Below are 15,989 nucleotides of genomic sequence, written 5' to 3'. Positions count from 1 at the left end.
TTTTTACAGGATTTACGCCTCAGCTTGCGCTAAAACTTATTCCCACTCGATCGTCGCCGGTGGCTTACCGGAGATGTCATACACCACGCGGGAAATGCCGTCGACTTCGTTGATGATGCGGTTGGAGCAGCGGCCGAGGAAATCATACGGCAGGTGCGCCCAGTGCGCGGTCATAAAGTCGATGGTTTCTACTGCACGCAGGGAAACCACCCAGTCATATTTGCGGCCATCGCCCATCACGCCAACGGAACGCACTGGCAGGAAGACGGTGAATGCCTGGCTGACTTTGTTGTACAGGTCGGCTTTGTGCAGTTCTTCGATGAAGATTGCATCGGCGCGACGCAACAGGTCGCAGTATTCTTTCTTCACTTCGCCCAGCACACGAACGCCCAGACCTGGACCCGGGAACGGGTGACGGTAAAGCATGTCGTACGGCAGGCCGAGTTCCAGACCGATTTTACGCACTTCGTCTTTGAACAGCTCTTTCAGCGGCTCAACCAGACCCAGTTTCATTTCCTTTGGCAGACCGCCCACGTTGTGGTGCGATTTGATCACGTGCGCTTTGCCGGTGGCAGACGCGGCGGATTCGATCACGTCAGGGTAGATAGTGCCCTGCGCCAGCCATTTCACTTCGTCTTGTTTGCAGGCTTCTTCATCGAACACTTCAACAAAGACGCGGCCAATGATTTTACGTTTGGCTTCGGGTTCATCAACGCCCGCCAGTGCAGACAGGAAACGCTCTTCCGCAGCGACGTGAACAATGTTCAGACCGAAACGGTCACCGAACATTTCCAGCACCTGATCGGCTTCATTCAGGCGCAGCAGGCCGTTATCGACGAATACGCAGGTCAGACGGTCGCCAATGGCGCGGTGCAGCAGCATGGCGGTGACGGAAGAGTCAACGCCACCGGACAGGCCGAGGATCACGTGATCGTCGCCAATCTGCACACGCAGACGCTCAACAGCGTCTTCGATGATTTTCGCAGGCGTCCACAATGCTTCGCACTCGCAGATGTCCATGATGAAACGTTCGAGCATACGCAGGCCCTGACGGGTATGCGTCACTTCCGGGTGGAACTGCACACCGTAGAAGCGTTTTTCTTCGTTCGCCATAATGGCAAACGGGCAGGAATCTGTGCTGGCGACGGTCACGAAATCAGACGGGATGGCCGTCACTTTATCACCGTGGCTCATCCAGACGTCGAGCAGCGGTTTGTTGTTCTCGCTCAGGGCATCCTGAATGTCGCGGATCAGCGCGCTTTCCGTCTGCACTTCAACCTGCGCATAACCAAATTCGCGCTCGTTAGAACCTTCAACATGGCCGCCTAACTGCATTGCCATGGTTTGCATGCCGTAGCAGACGCCGAGAACCGGAACACCGGCTTCGAAAACATAATCTGGTGCACGCGGGCTGTCATGCTCGGTGGTACTTTCCGGGCCGCCGGACAGGATGATCCCGTTCGGGTTGAATTCGCGGATTTGGGCTTCGGTTACGTCCCAGGCCCAGAGTTCGCAATAGACACCCAGTTCACGCACGCGGCGCGCAACAAGTTGGGTGTACTGGGAGCCGAAATCGAGGATCAGGATACGGTGCTTGTGAATATTTTCGCTCATGAGGGGGCGTTTTCCAGAAAGCAATAAAAGCGTTAAAACGACAGGTTAAATTTTCTAACAATCTTAAAAGCAGACAGCGAGCCTTTAGCTCGCTGTCTTTAGGATCAGGACCCCATGCGGTAGTTCGGTGACTCTTTGGTAATCGTCACGTCATGCACGTGGCTTTCCTGGATCCCTGCACCGCTGATACGGACAAACTCAGCCTTGGTGCGCAGGTCGTCGATGGTAGCACAACCGGTCAGCCCCATACAGGAGCGCAGACCGCCCATTTGCTGGTGGATGATCTCTTTCAGACGGCCTTTATACGCCACGCGACCTTCGATACCTTCCGGTACCAGTTTGTCAGCGGCGTTGTCAGTCTGGAAGTAACGGTCAGAAGAGCCTTTGGACATTGCGCCCAGAGAACCCATACCACGGTAAGATTTGTACGAACGGCCCTGGTACAACTCGATTTCGCCCGGCGATTCTTCAGTACCTGCCAGCATCCCGCCGACCATCACACAGCTTGCGCCAGCAGCGATAGCTTTTGCGATGTCACCGGAGAAGCGGATACCGCCGTCAGCGATAACCGGAATACCGGTGCCTTCCAGCGCTTCAACTGCGTCAGAAACGGCAGTGATTTGCGGAACGCCTACGCCGGTCACGATACGGGTGGTACAGATTGAACCAGGACCGATACCGACTTTCACTGCGCTCACGCCTGCTTTGGCCAGTGCCAGAGCACCTGCGCCAGTCGCCACGTTACCGCCAATGATTTGCAGATCCGGGTATTTTGCGCGGGTGGCGCGGATACGTTCCAGAACGCCTTCGGAGTGGCCGTGAGAGGAGTCGATCAGCAGAACGTCAACACCGGCAGCCACCAGCGCATCGATACGTTCTTCGTTGCCCGCACCTGCGCCAACCGCTGCACCGACGCGCAGGCTGCCCTGCTCATCTTTACAGGCGTTCGGTTTACGTTCGGCTTTCTGGAAGTCTTTTACGGTGATCATACCGAGCAGATGGAATTGCGCGTCAACCACCAGCGCTTTCTCTACGCGTTTTTCGTGCATTTTCTGCAGCACGACTTCACGGGCTTCGCCTTCTTTCACGGTGACCAGACGTTCTTTCGGCGTCATGACCGCAGTGACAGGCTGTTCCAGATCGGTCACGAAGCGCACGTCACGGCCGGTAATAATACCGACCAGTTCGTTTTCTTCCGTCACGACCGGATAACCGGCAAAACCGTTGATTTCAGTGAGTTCTTTGACCTGACGCAGAGTGGTTGAAGGTGTGACGGTTTTAGGGTCAGCAACAACGCCGCTTTCATGCTTCTTCACGCGACGGACTTCTTCCGCCTGACGCTCAATAGACATGTTCTTGTGGATGAATCCGAGGCCGCCTTCCTGCGCCAGAGCAATCGCCAGATTCGCTTCAGTCACGGTATCCATCGCTGCGGACAGCATAGGGATATTCAGACGGATTTTAGCGGTCAGTTGAGTACCGAGGTCGGCAGTGTTAGGCAGAACTGTGGAGTGGGCTGGAACAAGGAGAACGTCGTCGAACGTTAGTGCTTCTTTTGCGATACGTAGCATGGGCAATATCTCACCAAGGTGGATGCGGAAAAGATAAAATATTGCAGCGGGAGTATACAGGTGAGTAGGCATTCCGACCAGAACTATTTCAAAAACTTCTTGATTACCTTTTGCGGGCATGTAGTATCGTTCGATTAAGTCTCTGTTTTTGAATTTGATCTGGATCACATGTCGCTACCTTCTTCGCCTCCTATTTTTACCGTAAGCCGCCTCAATCAGACGGTCCGACAGTTGCTGGAAAACGAAATGGGTCAGGTCTGGCTCTCCGGTGAGATTTCAAACTTCTCTCAGCCTTCCTCCGGCCACTGGTATTTCACGCTCAAAGATGACCGGGCGCAGGTCAAATGCGCCATGTTCCGCAATTCCAACCGCCGCACCACGTTCCGCCCGCAAAATGGCCAGCAGGTTTTAGTTCGCGCTACGATTACGTTGTACGAACCACGTGGCGATTATCAGCTGATTGCAGAAAGCATGCAGGAAGCGGGCGACGGTCTGTTACAGCAGAAATTCGATTTACTGAAACAACAACTGGCCGCCGAAGGTCTGTTTGATGCGCAGTTTAAACAACCGCTGCCCTCACCCGCTAAATGCGTGGGGGTGATTACTTCCGCCAGCGGTGCTGCGCTGCATGACGTGTTAAATGTCTTAAAGCGTCGTGACCCGTCGTTGCCCGTCATTATTTATCCGACGTCCGTTCAGGGCGCAGATGCGCCGGGCCAGATTGTCCGTGCCATTCAGTTAGCGAACGCCCGCGAAGAAGTGGATGTGCTGATTGTCGGGCGCGGCGGCGGTTCGCTGGAAGATTTGTGGAGCTTTAACGATGAGCGGGTGGCACGGGCGATTTTTGCCAGCCGCATTCCCATTGTCAGCGCCGTCGGCCACGAAACCGATGTGACGATTGCTGATTTTGTCGCGGATTTACGCGCGCCAACACCGTCTGCCGCTGCCGAACTGATCAGCCGAAATCAGCTGGAATTATTGCGCCAGATCCAGTCGCAGCAGCAACGCCTCGAAATGGCGATGGATTATTACCTCGCACAGCTGACGCAACGCTTTACCCGTCTGAATCATCGCCTGCAACAACAGCATCCGCATTTACGTCTGGCACGCCAGCAAACGGCGCTGTTCAAATTGCGTCGTCGTCTGGATGAGGCGATGCAAAATCAGCTGCGCCAGATGCTGCGTCGCACCGACCGTTTGCAGCAGCGCCTGACGCAACAACAGCCGCAGCCGCGCATTCACCGTGCCCAGCAACGGGTTCAGCAACTGCAATACCGGCTGCAACAGGCGATGTCATCACAACTGGCGGAAAGCCGTCAGCGTTTCGGCACCGCCTGTACGCAACTGGAAGGCGTCAGCCCGCTGGCGACACTCGCCCGCGGCTACAGCGTGACGACCACGCCACAGGGCGCATTGTTGAAGAAAACCACGCAGACTGCGCCGGGCGAAACACTGAAAACGCGTCTGGCCGATGGCTGGATTGAAAGTGAAGTGAAATCGATTGTGGTGGAGAAGAAAGCGCGGAAACGTGCAGTTAAATAAGTGTTGGGTTTAAAGCCCCCTCCCCGTCTCCCCCTTCGCAGGGGGAGACGGGGAGAGGAGATTGAAAAGCTTACAAATTATAGCTGTTGGTCTTCATACCATTGACCCGCACTTCGCGCGTTTCACCTTCCGGCAACACGATATCCAGCGTTTTCCAGCCAGGTTTGAAATCGCCGCGCTGCGTCAGCGTGATCTCGATTCGCTGATCGTCACTGACAATATCCCAGTTCAGCCACAACGCATGATTCTGTTCCCAGCGATGACTTTCGCCGTCGTCCTCGAACAGCAACCCTGAGGATGTCGCCTGACCCGGTGCCGGATACACATGCAACTCACGCAGCGTATCTTTGCGGATATCGACATGTGCCAGACGGCAGGATTGTGGCAACGCAGCCCCCGCACGCACCAGCAGCGGCAGGCGATCCAGCGGCGCATTCCGCGTGATTGTCTGCCCCCCCGCAAACCATTCGCCGGTGTAGAAATCGCACCAGCCAATGCCGTTATCCGGCAGATAAACCTGACGCTCACGCTGGCCTTCATCGACCACACTGGCGACCAGCAAATCCCGGCCCATCAGGAAATCATCCGTTTCCACAAAGGTATTTTTATCGTGCTCGTGATCGAGGAATGTCGGCCGCAACATCGGCTCGTCATCCGCATGCGCCTGCCACAACAAGGTGTAGAAATACGGCAGAAGGCGGTAACGCAGACGAATGGCATCGCGGATAAGCGGCGTCACCTGCGGATACATCCACGGCTCGTTCACGGTGTGATCATCGTTCCAGGAATGAATGGTGAAACGCGGATGCATCACGCCGTTTTGCACCCAACGGACAAAGAGTTCGGCATCCGGCTTATCGCCTGAGAACCCGCCGACGTCATGCCCGACGTTGTACAAACCGGACAGACTCATGCCAATCCCCATGCGCGTGTTGTAGCGCAGCGTCTGCCAGTTGGTTCGGTTGTCACCGCTCCAGGTTTGCACGTAACGCTGCATGCCGGAACAGCCGGAACGGGAAATCAGGTACGGACGGGTTTCCGGCGCAAATTTCTGCTGCGCTTCAAACGACGCACGCATCATCAGCAGCGGCATCACCGGGCGGATATGTTTGATGGCGATGGATTTACCGAAACCATGGCAGCGTGCATCACGGTCCCAGACTTCATATTCGTTGTTGTCGTTCCACGTCGAGCCGATGCCTTTTGCAAGCAACTGTTGCGTCACGCCATTTTGCCACCAGCGCACGGCGGAAGGATGGGTGAAGTCCAGATGCGAGCCTTCGTCATCCCAGAACACAGAGCGTTCCGGCACGTCGCTTTCGCTGTCGCGGATAAATAATCCCTGCTCAGCGACCTGCCCGTATTGCGGATGATCCTGCAACAGGCAAGGTTTGATGTTTGCCGCCAGGCGGATACCGGCGTCAAGAAACGCTTTCGACATCACTTCCGGCTCAGGCACTTTGTCATAGTTCCAGTTAAAGACGTAGCGCTTGTTGCCGATCGAGGTGTAACCCGATGATAACTGGAATGAATCGCATGGAATTTCATGCTGTTCGCACAGCGTGATGAATTTCATCAGCTGCTGCTGGGCATCCGGCGCATCGGTGTAATACATGGTGGAACCGCTGTAGCCGAGGCTCCATTTTGGCCCGAAGGTGGTTTTACCGGTCAGCCTGACCAGCTTTTTGGTGACGTCCAGCGAGGTCGGCCCGACAAACAGGTAGTAATCCAGATCACCGGCTTCCGCACTGAAACGACGGTATGGCAGATGGTAATTGTCCAGTTCATTGCCGAGATCCAGCCAGACATTGCTGAGATTGTCGTAGAACATGCCGAAACTGACGTCATTGCGGCGGGTCATCGTAAACGGAATATGTTTATACAGCGGATCGGTGCTGGCGGCGTTATAGCCCATCGCGTCCAGATTGCGCATTTCGAAGCGGCGGCCGCTGCGGTTGAGATCACCGGCTTTTTCGCCCAGCCCGAACACGCCGTCCTGCGGTTCGCGCAGCTGATAGTGTGCGGATTCGTCCCCTTTCACGCCGAGCATGTAGGCGCCGGTTTTACGATCCTTCGCCAGCGGCAACCAGGTACCCGCCTCGTTTTTGTATTCCCATTCCAGCCACAACGGCTGATGAACCGTAACGCGCAGCGCGTCAGTGGTCAGTATCAGATGGTCATCGCCCTGCGTCAGCTGATAACCCGGCACGGTGAAACCGTCGTTGCTCAGGCGGTCACGCCCTTCCCACGGCACGTCATTTTGCGGCGCGATGCTCCAGGTACGATCCAGCGCCAGTTCACCATGACGCTGGATAAACACGCGGACCAGCCCCTGCTCCAGCACGCGCAGAGAAAACAGATGCTTATCATCAACGCGCAAATCCACGCCTGCGTCATGTTGCCCGGCAAGCTCCCAGTGTTTTAACGTCTTCATACACTCTCCCTTTTAGCCGGATTGCGGCGTTCAGCGATCAGAGCAATCAGGAAGACTGCGCCAATCAAATCAAAGAAACCCATCGCGATAAACAGCGGATTGAAACCCATTTTGTCGGCAACTGCGCCGATCAGCAGTGAAAACAGGAAGCTGGCGATCCATGCGGAGGAACCGCGCATACCGTTGACCGTCGCCACCTGACTTTTATCGAATGTCTCCACCACCACCGCGCTCAACATGCAGGAAATCACCTGATGACCGAACCCGCCGATGGAAATCAGAGCAATGGCGGCGTACGGGCTTTGCGTCACGGCAACCAGTGCCAGCGAGAGCATCATAAATGCGCCGGTGACGGAGCTGGCGACGATGGAGTTAATGCGGGTGCAGCCAAACACTTTGCGGTACAGCGTGGTGAGGTAGCCGCTGGCAATACTGCCGAGGTCGGCGGCCAGGAACGGCAGCCAGGCAAACATCACAATGTGTTTTAAATCCATTCCGCGTTCGTTAGCCAGATACAGCGGCACCCAGAAACTGAACACCGCCCACGCAGGTTCAGCCAGAAATGCCGGAATGGCGATACCGTAGAATTTTTTGTTTTTGCAGACGATCTTCAGCGATTTGATAAACGGCAGACGCGTTTGTTGCGGCTCGTTGTCAGAGCGGATCAGCGCCAGTTCATCTTTGCTCAGATTCGGATGGGTTTCCGGTGAATGGTAGAACTTCCACCACAGCAGAACCCATAACATCGACAGCACGCCGCAGAACAGGAACGCACCGCGCCAGCCAAATGACACATGCGCCACCAGAATAATCGGCGGAGCCAGCATGGCACCAATCGAGAAGCCCACGCCTGCCCAGCCCGCGGCAACCGGACGCTCTTTGCGCGGGAACCAGTCGGAAATGGCTTTGGCGTTGGCCGGTGTGGCCGCCGCTTCGGCGCTGCCCATAAAGAAGCGCAGCACGGCAAGCTGGATCCAACTGCCCGCGCCCGCATGCAGCATACACACCACTGCCCAGATGGAGGCGCAAATCAGGAAGCCCAGCTTCAGGCCAATCACATCAATCAGCCAGCCGCACAATGGCTGGAAAATGGTGTAAGCCGCCTGAAACGCCGCGACGATATAAGAATATTGTTCAGTGGTCATGTTCAGGCTGGTTTTCAGTTCAGCCGCCAGTAACCCCAGTGAATTTCGGGTGACGTAGTTGACTGTCACGCCAAGCAGAAACAGCGCCAGCATCCACCAGCGTAAGGCTTTTATTTTTCTGCGTCCTGCGACCGCAGCTGTCCCGGTATTTATTTGAATTGTCATGTCCGTTCTCCCACCCGTCGGCCTTGCCGCAGATGATGTGGTATGTGAGGTACTTCTGCAGAGTAGGCACACGGATTTGTGAGGGAAACGTGATTTTTTGCAAAAGCTTTCACGCTATAACTGCACCGGGAAGTCAGGGAGGATAAATGCTCACAGGCAGCACATCTTCTGATATGAAAATTTTTGCAGGGACGATTTTGAAGGAGATCACAGTTTGAAAGGAAAGTTAAATATCCAGAAAATTGCCGACCAGACAGGGTTGTCGATCAGTACCGTTTCGCGGGTTTTAGCCGGGAAAAATAACACCAGCAGCAAGGCGCGTGACGCCGTGCTTGAATGCGCCAAAGCGCAGGGGGTGCTGAACGAGCTTTCCACCGGCAGGCTGATGCTCAACAACATTTTGATTTTTGCACCGGCTCGCGCCTTTGATGTGCGCAGTGATATTTTTTACTACAAAGTGATCCAGGGCATTCTGGCGGCCACTGCCCATCATGAAGTGCGCGTCCGGTATTGTGCGATGGAAGAAGAAAACGCCGATGCTGCGCTGTTCATCGCCAAAATGACCGATCCGCAGACCGAAGCCGTGTTGCTGGTCGGTATCGACGATCCGCACATTCATCAGCTCGCTGCCGAGATGGGCAAACCGTGCGTGCTGGTCAATTGTCATGACCGCCATATGCGTCACGACAGCGTCAGTCCGGATCATCAGACCATGGGCGATTTCGCCTGCGACTACCTGTTTTCTCAGGGGCATAACCATATCGTGACCGTGCAGTGTCTGCGCCGTCATACCATGGAATTGCGCCTTACCGGCATCAGACAGGCGTTCGCCCGCCATCATATGACCTTCAGTGACAGCCAGCATTTGCTGAATACCTCAGGATTCGGTGCGCAGGAAAGCGAACAGGCCTTGCTGGAATATCTCGATGCCTTACCGCCCGGCCAGCCGATGCCGACGGCCATTCTGGCCGGGGGAGATTTCATGGCGTCCGGCATTGTGGCGGCACTGGCTCAGCGCGGGTATTCGGTGCCGGGCGATATCAGCGTCCTCAGCACTGACGGATTCAATCTGGCGGAGATCCACGACGTCCCGCTGACGGCGGTGCACGTCCCGCGCGATGAACTGGGCGCAGAAGCCATTTCCCTGTTGCAGCGTCGCATGTTACGCCCCGATGCGCCCCACACCACGCAGTTGTTACAGGGGAAACTGGTGGTGCGCGAATCGGTCAGGAAAGCCACCGGACGCGCCGTGACCTGTCATCCGCATACGTTGTATGACCCGCAGCCGGACAGATAAATCTCATCTTTGACCGACGGAACGCGCAGCGGTCCTATACTGACCAGTGACTCTTTTGATAAGGAGATTCATCATGAATCACAGTTCAGCAAAGCGTTACCACAGCGTGATCCCGCCCTACATGCTCAATCGTATTATTGAGCACGGTTCAGAACCGCAGCGCCGGTGTGCAAAACAAACCCTGGTGCATGTGAATACCCTGATGGCGCAGCCTTACGCCAAACCGCAAAAAATCGTGACAGCCAAAGCGGGACAGGCAGAGCGGGATATTTACGATGCCAAAAATACCACCCGCCTGCCGGGTGAGTCCGTGCGAAAAGAAGGTCAGCCCGGTAACGGCGATGTCTCGGTGGATGAAGCCTATGATTATCTCGGCGTCACCTATGATTTCTTCTGGCAGGCCTATCAGCGAAATTCCCTCGATAACAAAGGGCTGGCGCTGCTTGGCACGGTGCATTACGACAAAGGTTATCAGAACGCCTTCTGGAACGGGCAGCAGATGGTCTTTGGCGACGGTGACGGCGAAATCTTCAACCGTTTCACCATTGCCATCGACGTGGTCGGGCATGAGCTGTCGCACGGCGTGACCGAAACGGAAGCCGGTCTGGAATATAACGGCCAGTCGGGCGCGCTGAACGAATCAATGTCGGATGTGTTTGGCTCGCTGGTGAAACAGTTCCATCTGAAACAGACGGCGGATCAGGCCGACTGGATTATTGGCGAAGGCTTGCTGGCAAAAGGCATTCATGGCACCGGTCTGCGCTCGATGTCTCACCCCGGTACCGCCTACGACGATCCGCTGCTGGGTAAAGATCCGCAACCCGCCGACATGAGCGGCTATGTGAATACCCGCGACGATAATGGCGGCGTCCACATTAATTCAGGCATCCCAAACCGCGCATTTTATCTGGCCGCCACGGCACTGGGCGGTCACGCCTGGGAACGTGCAGGTTACGTCTGGTACGACACGATTTGCGATAAATCCCTGCCGAAAGATGCCGATTTCGTCACGTTCGCTCAACTGACGGTTCAGCATGCGGAAAAACGATTTGACGCTTCCGTCGCTCAGGCGGTGCGTGAAGCCTGGGAGCAGGTTGGAGTGATGTAAATGAAACCTTTAGATTCGCTGGAAAGTAATGCGGTGATTGAAATTTACCGCGAAGGCGGCATCGCGTTTATTCCCAAACTCAGCGGGCCACGACGGGTGGAACTTTCAGGCATGAGTGATGACAAGCGGCGGGAAATTTGCCAGCTCATCAACAAAGCCCTGCCGTATGCTCAGGAAAAAGAAAACGCCGGTCATGGAGACCAGCGTTATTTCCGGCTGGAGATTTACTATGCGTCGGCAGAGCATTCGGCCAGTCTGGTGGTGATTATTCCTGAAACCGAAACCCCGGAAGAACTGGTGGATTTATGGAAACAGGCGCCGCCGGACGATCACTCTTCTGAATAAGGGGAATAAATAAACTGTACCCGTTTTTTCGAAATCATCCCGTGCCCGTTTTGGCAGAAGTAATCGACCGCGCCGCAGGCTTTCAGTTCCTGCAACGGTTGCTGGCAATCCGGGCATAATGCCGTTTGCTTATAATCGATCTGACAGGCATCACAGTGAAAGTGACCGCTTACCCAGTTCATCGGCTGACGGCAGACCGGACAAAGAGCTTCCATGGTATTCCCCTTCTAAATAACACCCAGCGTTCGCAGTAAATACAGGCCCAGTGCGGTCGTGAAAAATGAACCCAACGTGGTGACGGCAATAATGTTCGCTGCCAGCGTGGCGTTGCCGCCCATCGCGCGGGTCATGACATAGCTGCCTGCCGCCGTCGGCGTGCAGGAAAACAGAAATATAACCCCAAGTGCCGCGTCGCGAAACCCGAACAGCCACGCGCCGAACGTCATCAGTGCAGGCACGAAGATCACACGTGATGCAGAAGACCAGGCCGCCACATTGGAACTGCGGAACATGGCTTGCCAGTCAAGGCTGGCACCCGCGCAGAGCATCGCCAGCGGTAACGCCATGCCGGAAATAAAATTCCCGGTACTGGCAAGGGTGGCAGGCATCGGCAGATGGCTGTACTGGAATGCCAGCCCGAGCACCAGACCGATAATCAGCGGGTTAGTCACGACCCCGTACAGAACCGGCTTCAGCCCGATACGCTTGCCATGGCCGCCCTTCAGGCTGCGGGTCAGGGTGATCACCGACAATACGTTGAACAAAATCACCGTAACGGCCAGATACATCGATCCCAGCGCAATCCCTTCACTGCCGAAGGCCAGTGACGCATACGCCAGCCCTGCGATGCCGGTATTAGCGCGGAAACCGCCCTGCACGAAAATACCGCGCTCACGCGGATCCTTCACCAGTTTTATTGCCACCAGTTCCAGCAACAGGAATGAAACGACGGTGCCAAGGCCACCGTAAATGGCCAGCGGCAGGTTTGAACCTGAGGAGTCATGTCCCTGCGCCACACTGAAGAAAAGCAGGCAAGGTAAGGCAATATTAAACACTAACCGGCTGGCTTTCTCATTGAAGCTGTCATCCATCAGGCCGGTGCGACGCAGCACCACACCCAGTAACAAAATCAGTAAGTTGGGGACCGTAACACCAAATGCAAAACTCCAGGTCTGCCAGAACATCCAGCCAGCTCCTTGCGGGGAAAATGAGACGAAAAAAAGGGGCACATTCTTATGCGCCCCGCTTGCGGATTACTTGCTTTTTTTCAGGTGAGACATCAGGCGTTTACGTTTACGCAGCTGATTTGGCGTCAGCGTATTACGCTTGCCTTCAAACGGGTTCTCACCCTCTTTGAACTGAATACGGATTGGCGTACCCATGACTTTCAGTGAACGACGGAAATAGTTCATCAGATAGCGTTTATAGGAATCGGCCAGATCTTTCACCTGATTACCGTGGATCACCACGATTGGCGGGTTATAACCCCCGGCGTGCGCGTATTTCAGTTTCACGCGGCGACCGTTCACCAGCGGTGGCTGGTGATCGTCAGCCGCCATTTGCATGATACGGGTCAGTAAGGAAGTGCTCACACGCGTAGTTGCGCAGGTGTAGGCTTCGTTCACGGACTCAAACAGGTTACCGACGCCGCTGCCGTGCAGCGCAGAGATGAAGTGAATACGGGCAAAATCGACGAAGCCAAGACGCAGATCCAGCTGGTCTTTCACCTGAGCACGCGCTTCTTCGCTCATGCCATCCCACTTGTTAACCACGATAACCAGTGAGCGCCCGCTATTGAGGATAAAGCCTAACAGCGAGAGATCCTGATCGGAAATGCCTTCGCGGGCATCGATCACCAGCATCACCACGTTAGCATCTTCAATGGCCTGAAGCGTTTTGATTACCGAGAATTTCTCCACGGTTTCAGTGACTTTGCCGCGTTTACGCACACCGGCTGTATCGATAAGAACGTATTCACGATCGTCACGGTTCATCGGGATATAAATACTGTCGCGGGTGGTGCCCGGCATGTCGTACACCACAACACGTTCTTCACCGAGAATACGGTTAGTCAGTGTGGACTTACCTACGTTCGGACGCCCGACAATCGCCAGTTTGATTGGCAGAGACTGCGGATCAAAATCGTCTTCTTCGTCTTCAGGAATTTCGTCACCGGTCGCTTCCTGCTCGGCCCAGTAAGCGGCGTTTGCCTCTTCTTCGGTCAGCTCAACTTCTTCCGGCTTTTCACCTACGAACGGGATCAGCACGTGTTCGATCAGCTGTGTGACACCGCGGCCATGTGAAGCGGCGATGGCGTACACGTCGCCCAAACCGAGTGAATAGAAATCACCGGTGGCGCTGTCCGGATCCAGACCGTCCGTTTTGTTCGCGACCAGGAAAGTGGCTTTTTCGCGGCTGCGCAGATGCTGGGCGATACCCTGATCGGCTGGCATCAGACCCGCGCGGGCATCGACCATGAACAACACGATATCCGCTTCTTCGATTGCCAGCAGAGACTGCCCTGCCATGCGGGTTTCAACGCCATCTTCGGTACCGTCGATACCGCCGGTATCCACGATGATGAATTCATTACCCTCAATTTCGGCACGACCATACTTGCGGTCACGCGTAAGCCCCGGGAAATCCGCCACCAGCGCATCACGCGTTTTGGTTAAACGGTTAAATAAAGTGGATTTACCCACATTCGGGCGCCCAACAAGCGCAACGACAGGTATCATTTTGAAGCCTCAGTGTTTTTATAGGTGGTGCTAAACGCAAATAGCTGGCCTGTAGAATTTCGATACAAACCACTATAATTCAAATTGTTACAGCGCAATCCGTCATTCACGATTACGCAGATTTCAGAATACGAAACGGCCCCTGAGCAATTCAGGAGCCGTTTTAAAGCCCGGGATCAACCGATCTCAGAGCCAGATGCCGGTCGCGATATTAACGGGTGAAGGAGTAAACTTCGCCACCCTTCGCCTGCACAACCAGCTTGTCACTTGCCACAATCGGCGCACTCAGGAAGCCATCGCTGTCGACTTTCTGCTGAGCAACGAAACGACCATCAGTGGTGTTAATCCAGTGCAGATAGCCTTCGGAATCGCCGACCACAATGTAACCATTATACAGCACAGGCGCTGTCAGGTTACGGTGCAGCAAATCACTTTGACGCCACAGGCTGACACCGCCTTGTGTATCAAGCGCCATCACGCGGTCATCCTGATCAACCATGTAGATACGGCCTGCATCAACAATGATGTCATTGACGGAACCGACATCACGTTTCCACATGACCTGACCGGAACGCAGATCCATCGCGGCCAGATTGCCGTTATACGCCAGCGTATACACTACGCCATCAACAACAACCGGCGTGGTATCCACATCACTCAGACGGTCAATTTCAGTGGTACCCGTGGTCTGAGAAATACGTTGTTGCCAGATCAACTGACCTTCTTTCATCAGCACGGCACTGACGCGGCCATTATCGCCACCGACAATCGCAGCACCAAAGGCCACGGCCGGGGCAGATTCGCCACGCAGAGACAGGGTTGGCATATCCAGGTTAGCGGTCCACTGAATGGTACCGTCGGATTCATTCAGACCCTGCAACATGCCGTTGCCGGTGTGAACCAGAACCAGACCATCGCTGACCACCGGACGGGACAATGCTTCGCCCGCGACTTTGGTCTGCCAGGCGATTTTACCATCACTTGTGTTTAATGCATAAACAATGGCTTTTTCGCTGCCGACGTAGACGTGATCGCCGGAAACCGTCAGACCGCCAGAGAGCTGCGCGGAAATATTTCTGGAGAGGAACCCGGTCTTCTCAGAAAGGTTAACGCTCCATTTTTCTTTACCGCTGTCTGCGTCCAGTGCTTTGACCACACCAAAACGGTCAGCGGCAAAAATGGTGCTGTCCTGCCAGGCCGGGCGCAGGTTGGAATAGAATTCGCCAATGCCATCGCCTACGGATTTGCTCCATACTTTTGTCGGAGTAAACTGGTTCTCAACTTTTGGCAGCGGAGACATTTTTACCACGTCTTCTTCGCTGTTAAACAATGAACAGCCACTCAGCAGGGCAACAGAAACCCATCCTACCAAGAGTGTTTTACGCAATTGCATCGGGGTTCCCCTTAGCTGGCTAAGTTGTTCAATTTCATACGCAGCACGGTTTGCAGCGTTTGAGAGGGTTTAGAATCGAGTCCTTTGCTGTAGGCTTCACGTGCACCTTTTGCATCGCCTTTCGCAAGCAGAACATCACCACGGATGCCTTGCTGCATAGCCGTCCAGCCTTCACCCTTCACGCCGTCTAACGTTTTGAGTGCATCATCAAATTTGCCTTGCTGCATCTGGACACGAGCCAGACGTAAGTTCACCAGCGAATGTAAATTATCTTCTTTAGCCTGACCTTGCGCCTGCGCTAACTGCTTTTCAGCATTGGCGAAATCGTGAGTCCCGACAAAATGATCAGCCAGTTGCAGGGCAGCAAACACCCCGTAGTTATTGTCATTGCTCTGAGCAAATTTTTCGAGATCAGCCACGCCTTTCGCGTTATTGCTGGTCAGCGACTGATTAGCTTGCTGGAAAGACGCAGAAGCTTCCGTCAGGGCTGAGTCCTGATGACTCTGCCAGAAACGCCAGCCGCCCAGGGCTGCAATACCCAGAACCACGCCGATGGCCAGCGCTTTACCGTTTTCGGCAAAGAAGCGACGTACAGCATCAACCTGTTCATTCTCAGTGGTATAGACTTCCACAGTGT

At 54.9% G+C, this 15,989-nt stretch carries 13 protein-coding genes; 4 read left to right on the top strand and 9 right to left on the bottom strand.

From position 1 onward, the window contains the following. Positions 1-36 precede the first annotated feature (36 nt). Both guaA and guaB read right to left on the bottom strand, forming a co-directional pair. Entirely contained in the window at positions 37-1,614 is a 1,578-nt protein-coding gene (gene guaA, locus J9880_RS13115; RefSeq protein ID WP_119822665.1) for a glutamine-hydrolyzing GMP synthase, read from the bottom strand. Positions 1,615-1,718: 104 nt separating this feature from the next. After that, positions 1,719-3,185 (bottom strand): IMP dehydrogenase, encoded by a 1,467-nt coding sequence (gene guaB, locus J9880_RS13110; protein ID WP_015689478.1) that lies wholly within the window; start codon positions 3,183-3,185, stop codon positions 1,719-1,721. 168 nt (positions 3,186-3,353) lie between these two features. Here guaB and xseA point away from each other — a divergent pair, with 168 nt between their 5' ends. Then, a complete protein-coding gene (gene xseA / locus J9880_RS13105; RefSeq protein ID WP_133822847.1) occupies positions 3,354-4,727 on the top strand; it encodes an exodeoxyribonuclease VII large subunit in 1,374 nt (457 codons plus the stop codon). A 70-nt stretch (positions 4,728-4,797) separates the two neighbouring features. Here the strand turns inward: xseA and J9880_RS13100 are convergent, their stop codons facing one another. Both J9880_RS13100 and J9880_RS13095 read right to left on the bottom strand, forming a co-directional pair. After that, complete coding sequence (locus J9880_RS13100; protein WP_232769446.1) at positions 4,798-7,161, bottom strand: glycoside hydrolase family 31 protein; 2,364 nt, start codon at positions 7,159-7,161, stop codon at positions 4,798-4,800. Beyond that, positions 7,158-8,471, bottom strand: coding sequence for an MFS transporter (locus J9880_RS13095; RefSeq protein ID WP_095923021.1), 1,314 nt, complete (start codon positions 8,469-8,471; stop codon positions 7,158-7,160). Before J9880_RS13095 ends, J9880_RS13100 begins: the two co-directional genes overlap by 4 nt. Positions 8,472-8,685: 214 nt before the next feature. On the opposite strand from J9880_RS13095, the gene J9880_RS13090 reads away from it, so the two are divergent. The 3 genes from J9880_RS13090 to J9880_RS13080 all read left to right on the top strand — a co-directional run bounded on the left by J9880_RS13090 (position 8,686) and on the right by J9880_RS13080 (position 11,221). Next, the gene (locus tag J9880_RS13090) at positions 8,686-9,768 is read left to right on the top strand and encodes a LacI family DNA-binding transcriptional regulator (RefSeq protein ID WP_095923022.1); all 1,083 of its coding nucleotides are present in this window, start codon (positions 8,686-8,688) and stop codon (positions 9,766-9,768) included. A gap of 73 nt (positions 9,769-9,841) precedes the next feature. Then, the gene (locus J9880_RS13085; protein ID WP_232769445.1) at positions 9,842-10,876 is read left to right on the top strand and encodes a M4 family metallopeptidase; all 1,035 of its coding nucleotides are present in this window, start codon (positions 9,842-9,844) and stop codon (positions 10,874-10,876) included. Then, positions 10,877-11,221, top strand: coding sequence for a protealysin inhibitor emfourin (locus J9880_RS13080; protein ID WP_095923024.1), 345 nt, complete (start codon positions 10,877-10,879; stop codon positions 11,219-11,221). Here J9880_RS13080 and J9880_RS13075 read toward each other — a convergent pair. From J9880_RS13075 to J9880_RS13055, 5 genes are all read right to left on the bottom strand, one after another. Further along, a complete protein-coding gene (locus J9880_RS13075; protein WP_232769444.1) occupies positions 11,206-11,436 on the bottom strand; it encodes a zinc ribbon domain-containing protein in 231 nt (76 codons plus the stop codon). The genes J9880_RS13080 and J9880_RS13075 overlap by 16 nt on opposite strands. 12 nt (positions 11,437-11,448) lie before the next feature. After that, positions 11,449-12,405 carry an AEC family transporter gene (locus J9880_RS13070; protein WP_095923026.1) on the bottom strand — a complete coding sequence of 319 codons (957 nt, stop codon included), beginning with the start codon at positions 12,403-12,405 and terminating at the stop codon, positions 11,449-11,451. Between the two features lie 69 nt (positions 12,406-12,474). Further along, a complete protein-coding gene (gene der, locus J9880_RS13065; RefSeq protein WP_095923027.1) occupies positions 12,475-13,959 on the bottom strand; it encodes a ribosome biogenesis GTPase Der in 1,485 nt (494 codons plus the stop codon). A 211-nt stretch (positions 13,960-14,170) separates the two neighbouring features. Then, positions 14,171-15,352: an outer membrane protein assembly factor BamB gene (bamB, locus tag J9880_RS13060; protein WP_095923028.1), complete on the bottom strand. Its 1,182-nt coding sequence runs from the start codon at positions 15,350-15,352 to the stop codon at positions 14,171-14,173. An 11-nt stretch (positions 15,353-15,363) separates the two neighbouring features. After that, positions 15,364-15,984 carry a YfgM family protein gene (locus J9880_RS13055; protein ID WP_119822670.1) on the bottom strand — a complete coding sequence of 207 codons (621 nt, stop codon included), beginning with the start codon at positions 15,982-15,984 and terminating at the stop codon, positions 15,364-15,366. Positions 15,985-15,989: the final 5 nt, after the last annotated feature.

This window comes from Rahnella victoriana (assembly GCF_021276285.1).
Taxonomy (GTDB): domain Bacteria; phylum Pseudomonadota; class Gammaproteobacteria; order Enterobacterales; family Enterobacteriaceae; genus Rahnella; species Rahnella victoriana.
This window is presented reverse-complemented; position numbering and strand designations above follow the sequence as displayed.